This window comes from Lysinibacillus piscis (assembly GCF_026012395.1).
In the GTDB taxonomy this organism is placed as follows: domain Bacteria; phylum Bacillota; class Bacilli; order Bacillales_A; family Planococcaceae; genus Lysinibacillus; species Lysinibacillus piscis.
In genome coordinates, this window is the sequence record NZ_BRZA01000001.1 from 614949 (window position 1) to 627867 (window position 12919).

20 protein-coding genes are annotated in these 12919 nt (G+C 36.9%); 2 read left to right on the plus strand and 18 right to left on the minus strand.

Annotated features, from left to right (window positions below):
* Nucleotides 1–2 precede the first annotated feature (2 nt).
* The 16 genes from terL to OPF91_RS03235 form a co-directional block, all read right to left on the minus strand.
* Nucleotides 3–1472, minus strand: a complete 1470-nt coding sequence (gene terL / locus OPF91_RS03160; protein WP_264987226.1) for a phage terminase large subunit — start codon at nucleotides 1470–1472, stop codon at nucleotides 3–5.
* Nucleotides 1473–1499: 27 nt separating this feature from the next.
* Nucleotides 1500–2069, minus strand: coding sequence for a phage protein Gp27 family protein (locus OPF91_RS03165; RefSeq protein WP_264987227.1), 570 nt, complete (start codon nucleotides 2067–2069; stop codon nucleotides 1500–1502).
* A gap of 12 nt (nucleotides 2070–2081) precedes the next feature.
* A complete protein-coding gene (locus OPF91_RS03170; RefSeq protein ID WP_264987228.1) occupies nucleotides 2082–2396 on the minus strand; it encodes a hypothetical protein in 315 nt (104 codons plus the stop codon).
* Nucleotides 2393–2671, minus strand: coding sequence for a hypothetical protein (locus OPF91_RS03175; protein WP_264987229.1), 279 nt, complete (start codon nucleotides 2669–2671; stop codon nucleotides 2393–2395). The genes OPF91_RS03170 and OPF91_RS03175 overlap by 4 nt, the downstream gene beginning before the upstream one ends.
* 479 nt (nucleotides 2672–3150) lie before the next feature.
* Nucleotides 3151–4323, minus strand: a complete 1173-nt coding sequence (locus OPF91_RS03180) for a helix-turn-helix domain-containing protein (protein ID WP_264987230.1) — start codon at nucleotides 4321–4323, stop codon at nucleotides 3151–3153.
* A 33-nt stretch (nucleotides 4324–4356) separates the two neighbouring features.
* Nucleotides 4357–5109, minus strand: coding sequence for a DUF5986 family protein (locus tag OPF91_RS03185; protein WP_264987232.1), 753 nt, complete (start codon nucleotides 5107–5109; stop codon nucleotides 4357–4359).
* Nucleotides 5110–5197: 88 nt separating this feature from the next.
* Nucleotides 5198–5500 (minus strand): Mor transcription activator family protein, encoded by a 303-nt coding sequence (locus tag OPF91_RS03190; RefSeq protein WP_264987233.1) that lies wholly within the window; start codon nucleotides 5498–5500, stop codon nucleotides 5198–5200.
* A gap of 98 nt (nucleotides 5501–5598) precedes the next feature.
* On the minus strand, nucleotides 5599–5775 hold the full coding sequence (locus OPF91_RS03195) for a hypothetical protein (protein WP_264987234.1): 177 nt from the start codon (nucleotides 5773–5775) through the stop codon (nucleotides 5599–5601).
* Between the two features lies 1 nt (nucleotide 5776).
* Entirely contained in the window at nucleotides 5777–6148 is a 372-nt protein-coding gene (locus OPF91_RS03200) for a regulatory protein GemA (RefSeq protein ID WP_264987236.1), read from the minus strand.
* Nucleotides 6149–6160: 12 nt separating this feature from the next.
* Complete coding sequence (locus tag OPF91_RS03205; protein WP_264987237.1) at nucleotides 6161–6433, minus strand: hypothetical protein; 273 nt, start codon at nucleotides 6431–6433, stop codon at nucleotides 6161–6163.
* Between the two features lie 47 nt (nucleotides 6434–6480).
* Entirely contained in the window at nucleotides 6481–7116 is a 636-nt protein-coding gene (locus OPF91_RS03210; RefSeq protein WP_373877022.1) for an ABC transporter permease, read from the minus strand.
* Nucleotides 7100–7354: an AbrB/MazE/SpoVT family DNA-binding domain-containing protein gene (locus OPF91_RS03215; RefSeq protein WP_264987239.1), complete on the minus strand. Its 255-nt coding sequence runs from the start codon at nucleotides 7352–7354 to the stop codon at nucleotides 7100–7102. Before OPF91_RS03215 ends, OPF91_RS03210 begins: the two co-directional genes overlap by 17 nt.
* Nucleotides 7344–7709 carry a hypothetical protein gene (locus OPF91_RS03220; protein WP_264987240.1) on the minus strand — a complete coding sequence of 122 codons (366 nt, stop codon included), beginning with the start codon at nucleotides 7707–7709 and terminating at the stop codon, nucleotides 7344–7346. Before OPF91_RS03220 ends, OPF91_RS03215 begins: the two co-directional genes overlap by 11 nt.
* Entirely contained in the window at nucleotides 7709–8161 is a 453-nt protein-coding gene (locus tag OPF91_RS03225) for a DnaD domain-containing protein (RefSeq protein WP_264987241.1), read from the minus strand. Before OPF91_RS03225 ends, OPF91_RS03220 begins: the two co-directional genes overlap by 1 nt.
* A 247-nt stretch (nucleotides 8162–8408) precedes the next feature.
* The gene (locus tag OPF91_RS03230) at nucleotides 8409–9299 is read right to left on the minus strand and encodes an AAA family ATPase (RefSeq protein WP_264987242.1); all 891 of its coding nucleotides are present in this window, start codon (nucleotides 9297–9299) and stop codon (nucleotides 8409–8411) included.
* Nucleotides 9296–11236: a transposase domain-containing protein gene (locus tag OPF91_RS03235; RefSeq protein ID WP_264987243.1), complete on the minus strand. Its 1941-nt coding sequence runs from the start codon at nucleotides 11234–11236 to the stop codon at nucleotides 9296–9298. The genes OPF91_RS03230 and OPF91_RS03235 overlap by 4 nt, the downstream gene beginning before the upstream one ends.
* Nucleotides 11237–11306: 70 nt before the next feature.
* Here OPF91_RS03235 and OPF91_RS03240 point away from each other — a divergent pair, with 70 nt between their 5' ends.
* Nucleotides 11307–11471 carry a YjzC family protein gene (locus OPF91_RS03240; protein WP_264987244.1) on the plus strand — a complete coding sequence of 55 codons (165 nt, stop codon included), beginning with the start codon at nucleotides 11307–11309 and terminating at the stop codon, nucleotides 11469–11471.
* Between the two features lie 221 nt (nucleotides 11472–11692).
* On the opposite strand, the gene OPF91_RS03245 is transcribed toward OPF91_RS03240, so the two are convergent.
* Nucleotides 11693–11902 (minus strand): transcriptional regulator, encoded by a 210-nt coding sequence (locus OPF91_RS03245; protein WP_264987245.1) that lies wholly within the window; start codon nucleotides 11900–11902, stop codon nucleotides 11693–11695.
* A complete protein-coding gene (locus tag OPF91_RS03250) occupies nucleotides 11871–12206 on the minus strand; it encodes a hypothetical protein (RefSeq protein WP_264987246.1) in 336 nt (111 codons plus the stop codon). The genes OPF91_RS03245 and OPF91_RS03250 overlap by 32 nt, the downstream gene beginning before the upstream one ends.
* 199 nt (nucleotides 12207–12405) lie before the next feature.
* On the opposite strand from OPF91_RS03250, the gene OPF91_RS03255 reads away from it, so the two are divergent.
* On the plus strand, nucleotides 12406–12813 hold the full coding sequence (locus tag OPF91_RS03255) for a helix-turn-helix domain-containing protein (RefSeq protein WP_264987247.1): 408 nt from the start codon (nucleotides 12406–12408) through the stop codon (nucleotides 12811–12813).
* Nucleotides 12814–12919 lie beyond the last annotated feature (106 nt).

Consider the following 12919-nt stretch of genomic DNA (forward strand, 5'->3'; position numbering starts at 1 on the left):
CTTTACAAACCAAGCAGTTTACGTCTAATAACCCTAGCTTTACGTTTCAATTTCACATCACCGTTGATAACTTCCACTAAGCCAGTTGTTGCATCTGGTGCATCGTCATGGTCATTTTTACCTTTGCGTTGGTAACGCATCATTGCCTTGTAATACTCAGGGTATTTTTTATCCCATCCTTTAGGCATGATAACCTGTTCCGTCACGTTTGAGCTATTGACCAAAATACGTGTCCTTTTATTTTTCGATTGGTGGAACCAAGTCACTTGGCATTTTTTATTTTTTAGCTGCTTCAGTTTTTGCTCTACATTCCGTGCAAAACCACGCCCACCATTATTAGACTCAATAGCACTTTCCCGAACACCATAAGTATCATGCTTACGAGCTACTTCAGGCTCTGTTTTTTCCATCGGTTCGTCTGTATAGTAAATATCCAAAACATACGCATATTTATCAATGACACCTGCGATAATACTACAAAGGTTATCCGCCCCCATGTCCGCCGTATCTGTATAGGCAATGATACGTTCAAATCGGTCGGGATCAATCACATCATAAGTTTTAAAGCCTGCACCGTATAAACTACCACGTAAGTCAATTGGTTCTTGTCCGTAGTTGGCTAACCAAATATGTTCATCTAATGTAGCCTTCTTCTGAAGCAGATTTTCTGTAGAATACAAATCTTCACACAGACTCTTCCCTTCTTCATCCAATGCTGGCATACGTAGTTCATAACAGCGGTCAGGAAATTCATTTAACAACATTCCTGCTAAATCGTCCGTTGCCCAACGTGTCTGTATGATGAGCTGCATGGCTCCTTCAAGCATCCTTGATGCAAAGGTGTTTTTGTAGAAATCCCAATGCTTTTCCTTTACACGTTCATTAACAGCTTCCTCCGCATTTTTGATTGGGTCATCAATAATACCGATATTGCCACGCATACCCGTGATGGAACCGTCAAAAGATGTCGCAAGGTAACTCATATAAGCACCTTCCAATGACCACAAACTTGCTGATCCATCACCATCTTTAATTTTTAAAGATGGAAAAAAACTATTCACAACGAAATAATTCTCTTCATCTTTAATCTCCTCATCCTCGATAGCATCACGTACAGACTTGGCAAAACGTGTAGAAAGTGTTTGGTTGTACGAAACGGTGATGACTTGATTTTTAATGCTTTGTCCAAATGCCCATGTAGCAAAAAGAACTGCCGTGTGGCTTTTACCAAAGCCAGGTGGTAGATTGATAACAAGAATTTCGTATGGTTTACCAGTTGCAGGATTGATGATTTTCTTTTCGTAAATGGCTTGCATCGTATCACACAAAATCTTCTGATATAGACGATGCTTTTTGAAGAATTCAGGATTGATACGATTGCAATATTCCCAAAAACTTTCCTTGCCAATTTTAATGGCAGCGTCTCGTTTTTGTGTGACTTCATCTTTCTGAAAGTCTTTTAAAATACTCATACAATTCACCTGCAACCTTCTTTAAAGCTACTTTTCATATACTTTCCCAAGTGTTTCATCCGCAATTTCAATAAGTTTAGTCACTAACTCTGGATGATGTTCTTGCATCTCCGCATAGACAGATTTTTTAAACACCTCATATGCCCGTTCATGTGCGCTTTTTAATGCTGCATAAGTTTTGTCCTTATAGGCTTTTGCCCTGGACAATTTAATGAGTAGGTCAATCGTTGCTTCAGCAGGTAAATCGTCTAGTTCTTCTTCAATCATCGCAATACGTTCGGAGATTTTATGTACCGATATTTGCAACGCTGCCTCTGTTAGCGCTTCATCATCCTGATTATGCTTTGCTACCTTTACAAGTTCTTGCACTCTTGCTTGCGTTTCTAACAAACGATGGGCTAATTGCTTCGTCTCCAACGCATACCGCCCTATGGTAGATTTCGAGATGGATTCACCTTGATCTCTTAGGTACTTGCTGATATCCATATAGGTGATACTTGTATCAAGCAACATCTCGTCCACAGTGTTACGCAATTCTTCGGGAAGGCTAAAAACTTTGTTATGTTTGCGATATTTTTTATACACTTTATTGCTCATAATATCGCCACCTTATAGCAGCACATCTGGATCGGTAATGCTGCCTTCGATTAATTTGATACCTGCTTTGGTGATGTACACTTTGTCATCGTCAGCGACTTCCTTCAAAAATCCATCTTCTACACGGATGTACGGCGGATTTTTTTTATCCGAATCATCTGCCAAATAATGAATGTACTGTGCAATATCTGCCCCATAAGCCAAGCCGTATTCTTGCAGAGACAATCGTAATTGCTTAATGGTCACAGGTGCAGGTTGAAACAACGCAACTAGGCGCATGATTTGTCCACGATATTGACGGTTTTTTAACACTTCTGCTTGATTCATGATTTTGCCTCACTCCCTTTGTTTATTTTTATAAGTTCGTCATAAATGCGATCTAGCTTACGTTCCATTTGCGCTGTAGCACGTATGAAGTCATCTTTTTGTACATATTTATCTGCCACTTCTAATTTATAGTTATTAAACTTGGCTTCCACATCATCAATTTGTTGTTTCAGCTCTGTATCATTCTTTTCTAAATCCGCTTTAAGATTTTTTAGAAAGAAACTTATAATACCTAGAACCGCTAAAATCGCTGTTTGTATAATCCATTCAGCCATACATTCTCCTCCTGCGTAATGAAAAAAGCCTTTTTAAAAGCATTGGCGGAAATGGGTATGCTTTAAAAAAGGCTTCGTTATCGTTAGAAGGGAATTCTTTTTCAGTCAACTAAACCAAATCAATATGCTTTATACAATGTAATCATTGCCATTGCTTTGATTTTGTTACTCTAGGAATACACCATCCATTAAACAAAGCGCCGCACGCATCGCCGCAATTTCAATGGTTCTTAAAAGAACATGCTAGGCTCCAACTAATTTATCTGTGTCCGCCTTACCCACACATCTAAATTACTCGTCAACACCATTCGATACGTACCGCTATGCCTGATAAGGGAGAGTGCATTCCCGAAGGCAATAAAAAAACCAGTGTGGCTTTTGCCTTCACTGGTTATTGTAAATATTACTTAATTTTCTAGCCCTAAATTTGTTTGAAAAAGATATTTGAATACGATAAAGTGAACTTTTTCTAATACCTTTTAGCAACTCTCCATGTTTCTTATAGTTTTGAGTTGTACAATATTATTGGTCACTGGTTCTTCTTTGGATAGTAGATATCCTTTCTCAAGACCTAATAACGATTCTATCTCGCTCGGATGGATGGTCAACCCGTATTCTTTAGATAGAATTTTAATTAATTCAGGACCTGTAAAATAGTCATTTTCAATTAATAGTTCTATGGCTTGACGATTTGCTATTGGCTCAGATACTTCTTTAATATCGTCATAAGGCTCTTTTTTTCTCCAACCTTTTTTACTAATCATTCTTTGCATATATTGGTAAGTTCCATCATTTATAGCGCCCAGCTTATATGCTCGCATTAACATAGCGGATATAGATACTCCCCACTTCTTCTTCAGCATTTTATAATAATCTAAATCACTGGGATGCATTGTGATATCACGCAAGAATGATTCTTTAGGTAACAAAAATGCTGCTGCAAAATCATTAGCTTCTTTTTCTATTTGTTTCTGTTCTTCTTTATCCAAGTCATTAAAAATAATCGTAGGTTCATGTAATAAAGCATGCCCCAGTTCGTGAGCTACATCAAACTGTCTTCTATAGAAAGACTGTTTATCACTACTTAAAACGATTGAATAGTATTCCTTCTCACGAATAGAACAAATTGCTCCAAAAGCATCGATACTTTTGTTATCCAGATATAAAGAAGATATAATAAAGCCTCTCTCTTCCAATAGAAAAACAATATCCTTAATTGGTTTATCTCCTAATCCCCAATATGTTCGTAACTGTTGAGTAAACTCTTCAATATCATCTTGGTAATCAAACCCTACAAGTAAATCCAATTCAGGAAAGTCTATATATTCTTCAAGCATCTTTCTTAAAATAGTAATGTATTTGATACGATCTAGCTGCATTTCTCGCTCTTTTTTCCCTGTACTTAACAAAGATCTGAAATATGTGTTTCCTAACGTTACATTTACTGGTTCCTCATAAAAGTAATGAAAAGGAAAATCGAGATAATTAGCTATTTTATGCACTGTTTCAAAAGATGGTTCAGCATGAGAATTTTCATATTTAGAAACCATTTGTTTACTAACATTCAAATATTCTGCTAACTCTGTGATAGTAAAACCTCTGTAGATTCTCCCTTCTTTTAATCTCATTCCATTAAAATTACGGTTTAACACCATAGTATCCTCCTTTAGACTACAAGGTGGCAATTAGCTTTCTTGATTCTCCTTGTCTTGTTTTTCTTTCTTCCTATCTGCAATTTGTTTCTCATATCGCTTTTTTAAACCAGATTTAATGCCTACCAGTGACTTAGGTGATGATTCGGCAACATATTTGTTAATATTAGGTAATACATCTTCGTATTCCCCTTTAGAAATATAATGTGATAAATCAACTTCCTTAAGAAATTCAAATTTATTATTATAATGCTGCACTTTCACTTCTACAATTTGTTTTTCTCTTTCTGTACCCACTACAAAATATACTTGTTTTACTAAGGAATAGCACTCCATCAAAATCTTTTGCACTTCTGCTTGACGTCGGTCTTCAAACTCCTTATCATACAAATCAAATAATGTTAGTTGTATAGTTTCGTTAGATTTTGTCTTATCATTTAAAAACACAAGTGCATGAAAATAGTGAATACTTTCTGTAGCGTGTTTTTCTTTGATTACTTTATCTAAATTTTTCTCTTTAGTAAATATAAATAGAGCTCCTAATAATAGATGCATGGTAGCTTTATATTTCCATATTCCACGTTCTCTGTTAAGTACTATAATATCATCATTGTCTTTTACTGAATTTTCTATTCTGCCAAAACGAATATCCCAAGAACCACCATGTCGAAAATTACCACTATCCATATTATAGTTAATCTCTATTTCATCTAATGTATTCTCAGTATTTTCAGCGAATGACCTTACCAGTTTTCGCATAAACAATTCATTTTTTAAGAAATCCATTAACAGGAAGCCTCCTTTTCTATATATGAGTACAATTATACTACATATTATTAAGAAAAGTAAACCTATAAAGAAAATACGTTCGTATTTAATTTTCTTCTAAAAAATTAAAAATTGTAGTTTGTTCAATTATTCTAGGGTTACCAACAATTTTTCTTATATGACTCTCACTCAAATTATACTTTCTGGAAAGTTCTTTATAATTTCCTTCATTGAATTCACTTTTAATTTTTATATCCCGAATATGACGTGTAACTCGCTCTTTCTTTGGAATATATAAACTTGACCCTCCATAAAGGCTACATAATTTTAAAAACAAATCAATACCAACTAATTCTGCTACCCCCTGATATTCTTCTGGTAACATTGATACTGTAATACATCCATCCAATTTACTCCTCTCCTTTATAGGATTACCTTCTTCTATGCAAGAAGGCTCTCTCTGTGTATAATTAATATTTCAAGTACACGAGAGAGTATTCTTTTGTCTTAAGCTGTGACGACTGCCATCGTTGCAGCTTTTATCGTTAATTGACTGACACTACATGTAGCAGCATCATCTTGATATTTAGTAACATACTCATCAAAAGTCAGACCGAATCGTTCATGAATTTGAAAATAAATGAAGTATGTTCCTAAACGATCTAATAACTGTTCATCCAACATACTACTCCCCTTTTTCTACTAATTTTTTCAGACTTTCGATTAAGCGCCACGCCTGGGCTGATGTGAGCCATTCAATATGTTCTACACTATAAAATTTCTTGATAAAACCTTGTAAACGCTGCGGATTATCCTGCCAACCTAACTGTTGCTCTAATTGACCAATTTTCCACAACTGTTTTTTCGTAGCTCGATTGCCTTTGAAATTACTAAATCCTTGCACCGATTGTAATGATAGTAGTACACGTTCTAATTCTTTCAGCGTACAATTTCTCATACTATCCTTGCCTGTTTCACGCTGAAGCACACTATAGACATCCTCTCGTTCCATACCAATGCTACGAGCTGTAGCCCAAATTTTTTTAATAACTGTCATAACAACCTCCCATTAAAAATTTTCTAGTATCGGTTCTGTCAAAAAATCAAATGTAGCCTTGTCACCTTTTGCAAGTGCTGCATCAATTAGTAGTTCACGTAACCATTCGTCTAGCTGTACATTAGACCTGTATGTTGGGATGTGCTCTATATCATGACGATCATACCTACCATTGTCCAAACGAGGCTGTGCTAATGCTTGATATTGATACTCCATTTTGGCTCTAAGTGCTGCTGCACAGACTAGCTCTGTCAACATTTTGGCAAAGTCACTACTTTCTTTCATCCTTTAATCCCTCCAAGTTTCAAATAGGAAGGGGAATTAAATCCCCCTTATTTTTCGTAATCTAGTCCTACAGCAATGCCATCCTCTACAAAGATAGCTCGCTTGATTTCAGTTAATTGCTCATCCGACAATCCTGCAAAAAAGCGATTCACAGCCTCCCAGTTCTTATACTGACGGATAGCATCAAGTTCTTCCTCTAAATCTCCCTGTGCACCCACACTCTCCAGTAATTTTTTATCGCTGATATAATCACCTTTTAACTTTTTGGCTACGGCTTTAATGGCTGCTTTTTCTAATCCTAACTTTTCAAGCACCGTGGATATGGAGATAGCCTGTGAATAATCCTCCCGAAAAAGTGCTATTAAAGCCGCTTTAAATTTAGGTTCTGCATCATATTTGACATCTTCTTTTTTAGAGATTTTCCCTTCTGCCAAATCTCCAAGAATCGCTTTTAATACAGAGTAACGGTCTATCTCAAACTTTTCCTTGAAAGATACGTTAAAACGACCTGTATGCCCGAAAATTTGATAGTATTTGAGATTTCGGTTATCCATAACAGTAGTAGCTTGGGCTGTTAATTGTGCCTTAATTTCATCTAAACGTTTTTTATCCTCTTTTGTACGACGATCTAATGTTATAGCTTCATCTACAAGCGCTATTAACAACTCATCCAAACCCTTCACCTACTTTTGTATGCAGTGTATTGACACATGACTGACAAATCAAACGTCCATTATGTGATACAAGTGCATCCTCAGCCTCACACAAAAGACAGCTACCCTGTGAGCGCTTTAACAAGATACTACCATCCCCTTGCAGATTGATATTAAACTTTTCCCCTGCTTCAATGCCTAACGTGCGCCGTAATGCTGCTGGCAAAGTAATACCACCTGTTTTGCTCATTTTTTTGTTAAATTGCATGTTCCTCCTCCTCGTCTTTTATCATGCTGGCAATACGTCCATTATCGACTTCCACGGCAACCTTAAAATCACTATGGAGACAATGAAAGTATTCTAAACCTTTCCGTTCAAAGTCGCTAAATGGACTTTCCACCTCTGGCAACGTGCGAATAATCTCGATATCTTGTCGCTCTATTTCGCTATCCATCCACTCCAAAAATCGGATGAAACCTTCTACATTTCGTGTTTCCACTACTAGCATGTAACCAGGGCGATTAGCAAATTTATGAAAAGTAATAGCCTCATCTGCAATGCCCGTAAACTCCATTGCAAACGCTATAATCTGCTTGCGTACCTCTCGTGTAATCTCCATCACTATTCACGCTCCTCTAACCAGTTGTAAAATGGTACGGCTGGATTGGATTCCTGCGATTGTGGTACTGGTTGTTGTGGAGATGCACGTTGCCCGAACTTTTGTGTATATTCAATTGCTGCCTTCGCATCTGTAATCCCTGCTTTTTCCCAGTTGAACAATATTTTATCTATATATTTAATATTCTGAACATTCCTCACGGTAGCCTCATTTAACGCAGCTATAATCAGGTCGGATGTGTACTTGTCTATCCAATCACTAATGATCTGCAATTCTACCCCTGAAAATGGTCTACCAAAACGCTTCTCTATTTCCGCAAAAATCGGTGCAGGCTCTGAAATATCTGCACAAAGCTCTTGCTCCATACGCATGAAGATTTTTTCAATGTCTTGCTTGCCACGCTGCAAGATTTGCTTTACACGCATTCGTTCAGCGTTTTGTTGTTCGTTGTTCACACCGTTTCCTCCTCTAGCTGCAAATTTTTATAGATGCGTCTGTATCTTTTATGTCGCAAAGTCATCGTGTTCGCAGTTTTTGCCACCACATACCAATTACTAATGTTCAAGTGTGGCGCTAGTTGTTGTATGAAGATTTTTTCTTCATCTGTCGGGCTATGTTTCCACAAAATTTTCACCTCACTTGCATATGTACTGAAACCGTGATACGATTTCAGTACATAATGTTTTGTATATGAAGCCATGTCTAAACCACGATCCCCATCGTCTTAGACATGGCTTTCAGCCCCTCCGCAGATATATCTTCGTTATTTTGTGCATTTACAAAAACACGAATTGCTGTACGTAGGCTGTATCTGCTTCGGCAAATATTCAGTAAATGCTGAATTTGTCCTTTTTCCTTCACATTAAAAATCGCCATCACATCTTCTTCTGTGAAAAAGTCTACTAATTTCGGTCTAGGTGTATCTGTTCGAGTAAATAATTGTGAGAACTCCGCCTCTTGTCTACCAAACATCTTTGAATAGATAATCTCATTCCCCATCAAAATAATGGCTGTTCCCGCAGCGTCATTTAAACTACGGACAAGTTCCAAAGTTGGGCGTGTTAAATGCTGGGCTTCATCAATAACAATTGTTCTATCAGAAATCATTAATTTATCCATCACATCCATAACGATATCGTCAATCGCACCACTTGTTGTTGTTTTTAACGACCGTGCCAATAACTTGAAGAAGGCTTTCGGTGACTTGAATGCAGGATTTGCAGTAATGACAACAACATCCGATTTATCTGCCGCCCATTCACGCATAGTACGTGTTTTTCCTACACCTGCATCGCCACGTATAATACTAATGGTACGTTGAATACGCCCATATTCGAGTTCACCCCAAACTTGCTCTGAAATAGTTGTTTGAACAAAAGGGATATCTCTAATTTCCATCACATTTTCTCGAGCTGTTTCTTTATCTAAGAAATCTCTGACTTGGGCATCAATTCTTTCAGCATTAGGATAATCCCCCTTTAACCAGCGTGAAATGGTACTTTCTCCAACACCAACTAACTTCCCAAAATGCACTTGTGGAATCTTATTTTGTTTAATATATTGCTTTGCCTGTTCTTGTAAAGTTAGCGTCATATTCTTGTCCCTCCATTTTTCTTAGCATTCTTAGCCATCTTCATGCGGTCGATGCCATCATTTTCATGCCCCACCACTTTACGTTGTACTTCGGTTGGCTTGAATACTTCAATTACTTTTGCATTTGCAATATGTGTGTTGTCTTTGATGTTCTGCTCAGATTTACGTATCAAAATTTCATGCATACTTGGTATATTTCCACTACCTAGTTCTTCCTTGAAAGATTTAATCAATTTACGCTGAACCTTATCATTTTTGTTTACTTTTTTGATAGCTTCTTTGTCCATGTCTCTGCTATAGCCACCAACTTCGTTCATATATGCATAACCGATGCGACGTTCTTGCTCATCCCTTATAAGGACTTGACTTAAATCTTCACTGTCATAGCAAACAAAGACCTTTTGACCAAAATAATTGTGTACCAAATCTGTATCATAGAACCATATTTTGCGTTCACCGAACTGAAGGTAAACACCATTGCGATCCACTTTCCTCAAACTACTTGTACGCAATGTAATCATGTCTAACTCGTCCTCTGTAGCTGTACGCTTTCTTACCAAATTGGCTGCATAGCAGGCATTTGGTGTTTGTCCACCCAATCCAATTGCTTGTGATGCACGGTTATTACACCAGCCTTCTAAATAAGCCCATAAGTCTGTTTCTACATCTGAACGCAACGGAATATTACTTTCGTCCTTTAATATGCCTGTTAAACGCTCTGGTCGCTTATCTGGTCGTCCACCAGTATATGTGATGTAAGTTTTTGCAAATTCCGAAGCCACGTTTTTAAATGATCGCTCAATGACTTTTGCTCGTCCATTTCTCACACGTGCATTTATCATTTCAATATTCAAGCGCTCTAACATCGTTCTTCCATAATTCGCCTTCGGGTTGCTTTTCCTTTTTCCACTACCACCGAAATCACGGACTAAAAACTCTCGCCCATTGTCTAAATAAACCGATTTAGGTAGCCCCCAAGCCTTTACTGCTTGCCTAAATGACACAATCACTCCATCACTATTACTTGTTTCACATAATTTCATAGACAAAATTTTGCGTGAACGTACATCAATCCATACAACTACATGTGGTCTAAATACTTTGCCTGACAAATCATCTCGAACGAAGAAATCGAGTGTATGATAATCAGCAGACCAAATCTCATTGCTATCAATACGACTATAATCTCGCTCAACATATGGCAATACATCATCAGTTAGTGCCTTATCGCCTTCACGATAATACTTCAATACACCTGGCGGTAAGTTCTTAATAAGCCTATAAAAAGAATCATAGCTTGGTACAGGGGCTAATTGTGGCATGTCCATTTCTACCCATGCTTGTAGCAGCGTATGAGTAAATGCTACAGATGGCTGTGATTCATCCAACCACCAATCAAGAAAAGCTCCTTGTAATTCTGGATGAATATTTGTTGTGTTGCGGTCTTTTCGATTTTTACGATGATCCGCTAAAGCAACTTCGCCAAATTCCTTAAATAGCTTGTATTTATTGCGCAATGTGCGTTCTGTTATCTTGCGTTTATCAATGGAGTTGAAAAACTGGATAAACTCTTTTGTTTTCTCCGTCGTTTGTTTTGGAAAATCCGCAATATAACCACGCCATGAACTGATAACTCGTTGCCAGAAAGCAATTTCATCTAGTTGCTCACCTGTTAAGTCGTTTAAGCTTTGTTCATAACGTTCAGGTGTCTCGATTTCTTCAAAGTCTGGCTTCTCCACATGTTGCAATTGAGCGTAATACCTTGTCTGTGCTTTTTCTGTGAGCTCGTTGATAGATACACGATATTCAAAGCCTTGACGTGAATCCGTTGGTATTTTTATAGCTTGTAGCTTATTCCGCTGAATTTGCTTAGTTATCGTGTAATAATCTTTATGTTCAAGCTCTGCAACTTCTTTTAAAGTGAGTAATGCTGTCATTTAATGTGCCTCCTTTCTTGTGTAAATCCCTTCAACTAGGTGTAATATAAAAATGAAAGGGGTGTATATTATGAGTGATCTAATTAAACCAGGTACTGATAACCAACCTACTGGAACATATATAGAGGTTGGTCCTAGAGGTGGTCAGGTTCCAAATGCAAGAATCGTGAAAATTGACTACGGAGACCGTTTACCACCAACACAGAAAAAGGGGAATTTGTGGAAGAAAAAATAACATTAATTAAAAGTCATTGTTCGCGCAATGGCTTTTATATTTTTATTTTCTTTTTAAAAAAACAATAACAAAAACCGAAGAGATTAATTTGTAACCATGCTTCTGCATAACGTATCCCTTTTTCTTCATATTTAGTGATGTAATGATGAATCATAAAAACCCTCCTTCTCTCTCATCTACGGCTTATTTCTAGTCCATTCACCGCTACCCTTCGATGGGCTTCAAGCTGTGTGTTGCTCTTCCTCTTCTAAATCGAGGACTTTATAAATTTTCTGCAAATATTTCTCACCGCTACGCTCGCCATGCAAAATCAGATTCATATACATTTTGCTTGTACCAACTTGGTCACAGAGCCATACTTGTGTTTTACCTATATCGACTAGACGTTTAACAATTTTTTTACCCTGATCCGTTAGCTCTCGCTTTTTCATCTATCTGTAATCCCCTTTCTTTGCATGTGTCGATGAGATGATCTTGTCTACCACATTCACGTAATTCGTCAACTATCATTTCATCAATTAGCTGAATTTTTGATGAATATGTTAAAACTACCTGCTTTAATTCATCATTCAATCGTTGACTTTCTGCCTTCAATTGAGCTAAATGGGTTTCAAGCCATTCTTGTCGGGACATTGCAATGATTAACTCTGCATGTTCATCTGTTTCAAGGCTTTCCACGAGATTCCTAGCTACATATATTGTTCCATCGTTCTGTGATTCCCATTTTCGATGCATAGAATCATTCCCTTCTATTTAATTGTCAAGGTGCATATTGAAAGAGTAAAAGATAATTAACGTTGACTATATGTAACGAAAATAGCCAACTATGATAAACTCTATTTGATATATTTGTTTATCTAAAATACACATTACACTAATATTTGTGTAAAATCAATAGTTTTCACACAAATATTAGAGTTAGGAGTTTATGAATATGGATACTATTGGTTCAAGAATTCGTTTTTTAAGAGGAGAAGCATCTATTAGTCAGGCTAAATTAGGAAAACAAATTGGTGTTTCAGCAGGTAATGTAGGAGAATGGGAAGCTGGAAGATCTAAGCCTGGAGCAGATGCTTTAATAGCGCTATCAGATTTTTTCAATGTTACAGCTGATTGGATACTTACAGGAAAAGAATATCCGAAACTAAACACTCAAATATTAGAGCAATTAATTACTAATGCAGATGACCTTGTAATAATACAAAAATTTCTACTATTAAATGAACGTCAAAAAGGAAAACTGGAGGAACGAATAGATGTTTTGCTTGAAGCAGCCGATTCTAAAAGAATATCATCCAACTCGGCGCATGGCGAAGAAGCCGCAACAGATGAAACGGCTTAATTTTTTTGCTAAAATGATAAACTTGTATATCATTTTACCTTTCGCAATATGTATAAATTTGAAGAATCTATTTTAGGACAGGTTAATCAAATTTTTTCATTATTTT

Excerpts from the sequence above, each read along its gene's own strand:
- terL (WP_264987226.1), bottom strand. The coding sequence starts at position 1,472 with ATGAGTATTTTAAAAGACTTTCAGAAAGATGAAGTCACACAAAAACGA.
- OPF91_RS03185 (WP_264987232.1), bottom strand. The coding sequence starts at position 5,109 with ATGGATTTCTTAAAAAATGAATTGTTTATGCGAAAACTGGTAAGGTCA.
- OPF91_RS03195 (WP_264987234.1), bottom strand. The coding sequence starts at position 5,775 with ATGTTGGATGAACAGTTATTAGATCGTTTAGGAACATACTTCATTTAT.
- OPF91_RS03255 (WP_264987247.1), top strand. The coding sequence starts at position 12,406 with ATGGATACTATTGGTTCAAGAATTCGTTTTTTAAGAGGAGAAGCATCT.
- OPF91_RS03215 (WP_264987239.1), bottom strand. The coding sequence starts at position 7,354 with ATGCAATTTAACAAAAAAATGAGCAAAACAGGTGGTATTACTTTGCCA.
- OPF91_RS03250 (WP_264987246.1), bottom strand. The coding sequence starts at position 12,206 with ATGCATCGAAAATGGGAATCACAGAACGATGGAACAATATATGTAGCT.
- OPF91_RS03230 (WP_264987242.1), bottom strand. The coding sequence starts at position 9,299 with ATGACGCTAACTTTACAAGAACAGGCAAAGCAATATATTAAACAAAAT.
- OPF91_RS03170 (WP_264987228.1), bottom strand. The coding sequence starts at position 2,396 with ATGAATCAAGCAGAAGTGTTAAAAAACCGTCAATATCGTGGACAAATC.
- OPF91_RS03175 (WP_264987229.1), bottom strand. The coding sequence starts at position 2,671 with ATGGCTGAATGGATTATACAAACAGCGATTTTAGCGGTTCTAGGTATT.
- OPF91_RS03165 (WP_264987227.1), bottom strand. The coding sequence starts at position 2,069 with ATGAGCAATAAAGTGTATAAAAAATATCGCAAACATAACAAAGTTTTT.
- OPF91_RS03240 (WP_264987244.1), top strand. The coding sequence starts at position 11,307 with ATGAGTGATCTAATTAAACCAGGTACTGATAACCAACCTACTGGAACA.
- OPF91_RS03205 (WP_264987237.1), bottom strand. The coding sequence starts at position 6,433 with ATGAAAGAAAGTAGTGACTTTGCCAAAATGTTGACAGAGCTAGTCTGT.
- OPF91_RS03200 (WP_264987236.1), bottom strand. The coding sequence starts at position 6,148 with ATGACAGTTATTAAAAAAATTTGGGCTACAGCTCGTAGCATTGGTATG.
- OPF91_RS03235 (WP_264987243.1), bottom strand. The coding sequence starts at position 11,236 with ATGACAGCATTACTCACTTTAAAAGAAGTTGCAGAGCTTGAACATAAA.
- OPF91_RS03245 (WP_264987245.1), bottom strand. The coding sequence starts at position 11,902 with ATGAAAAAGCGAGAGCTAACGGATCAGGGTAAAAAAATTGTTAAACGT.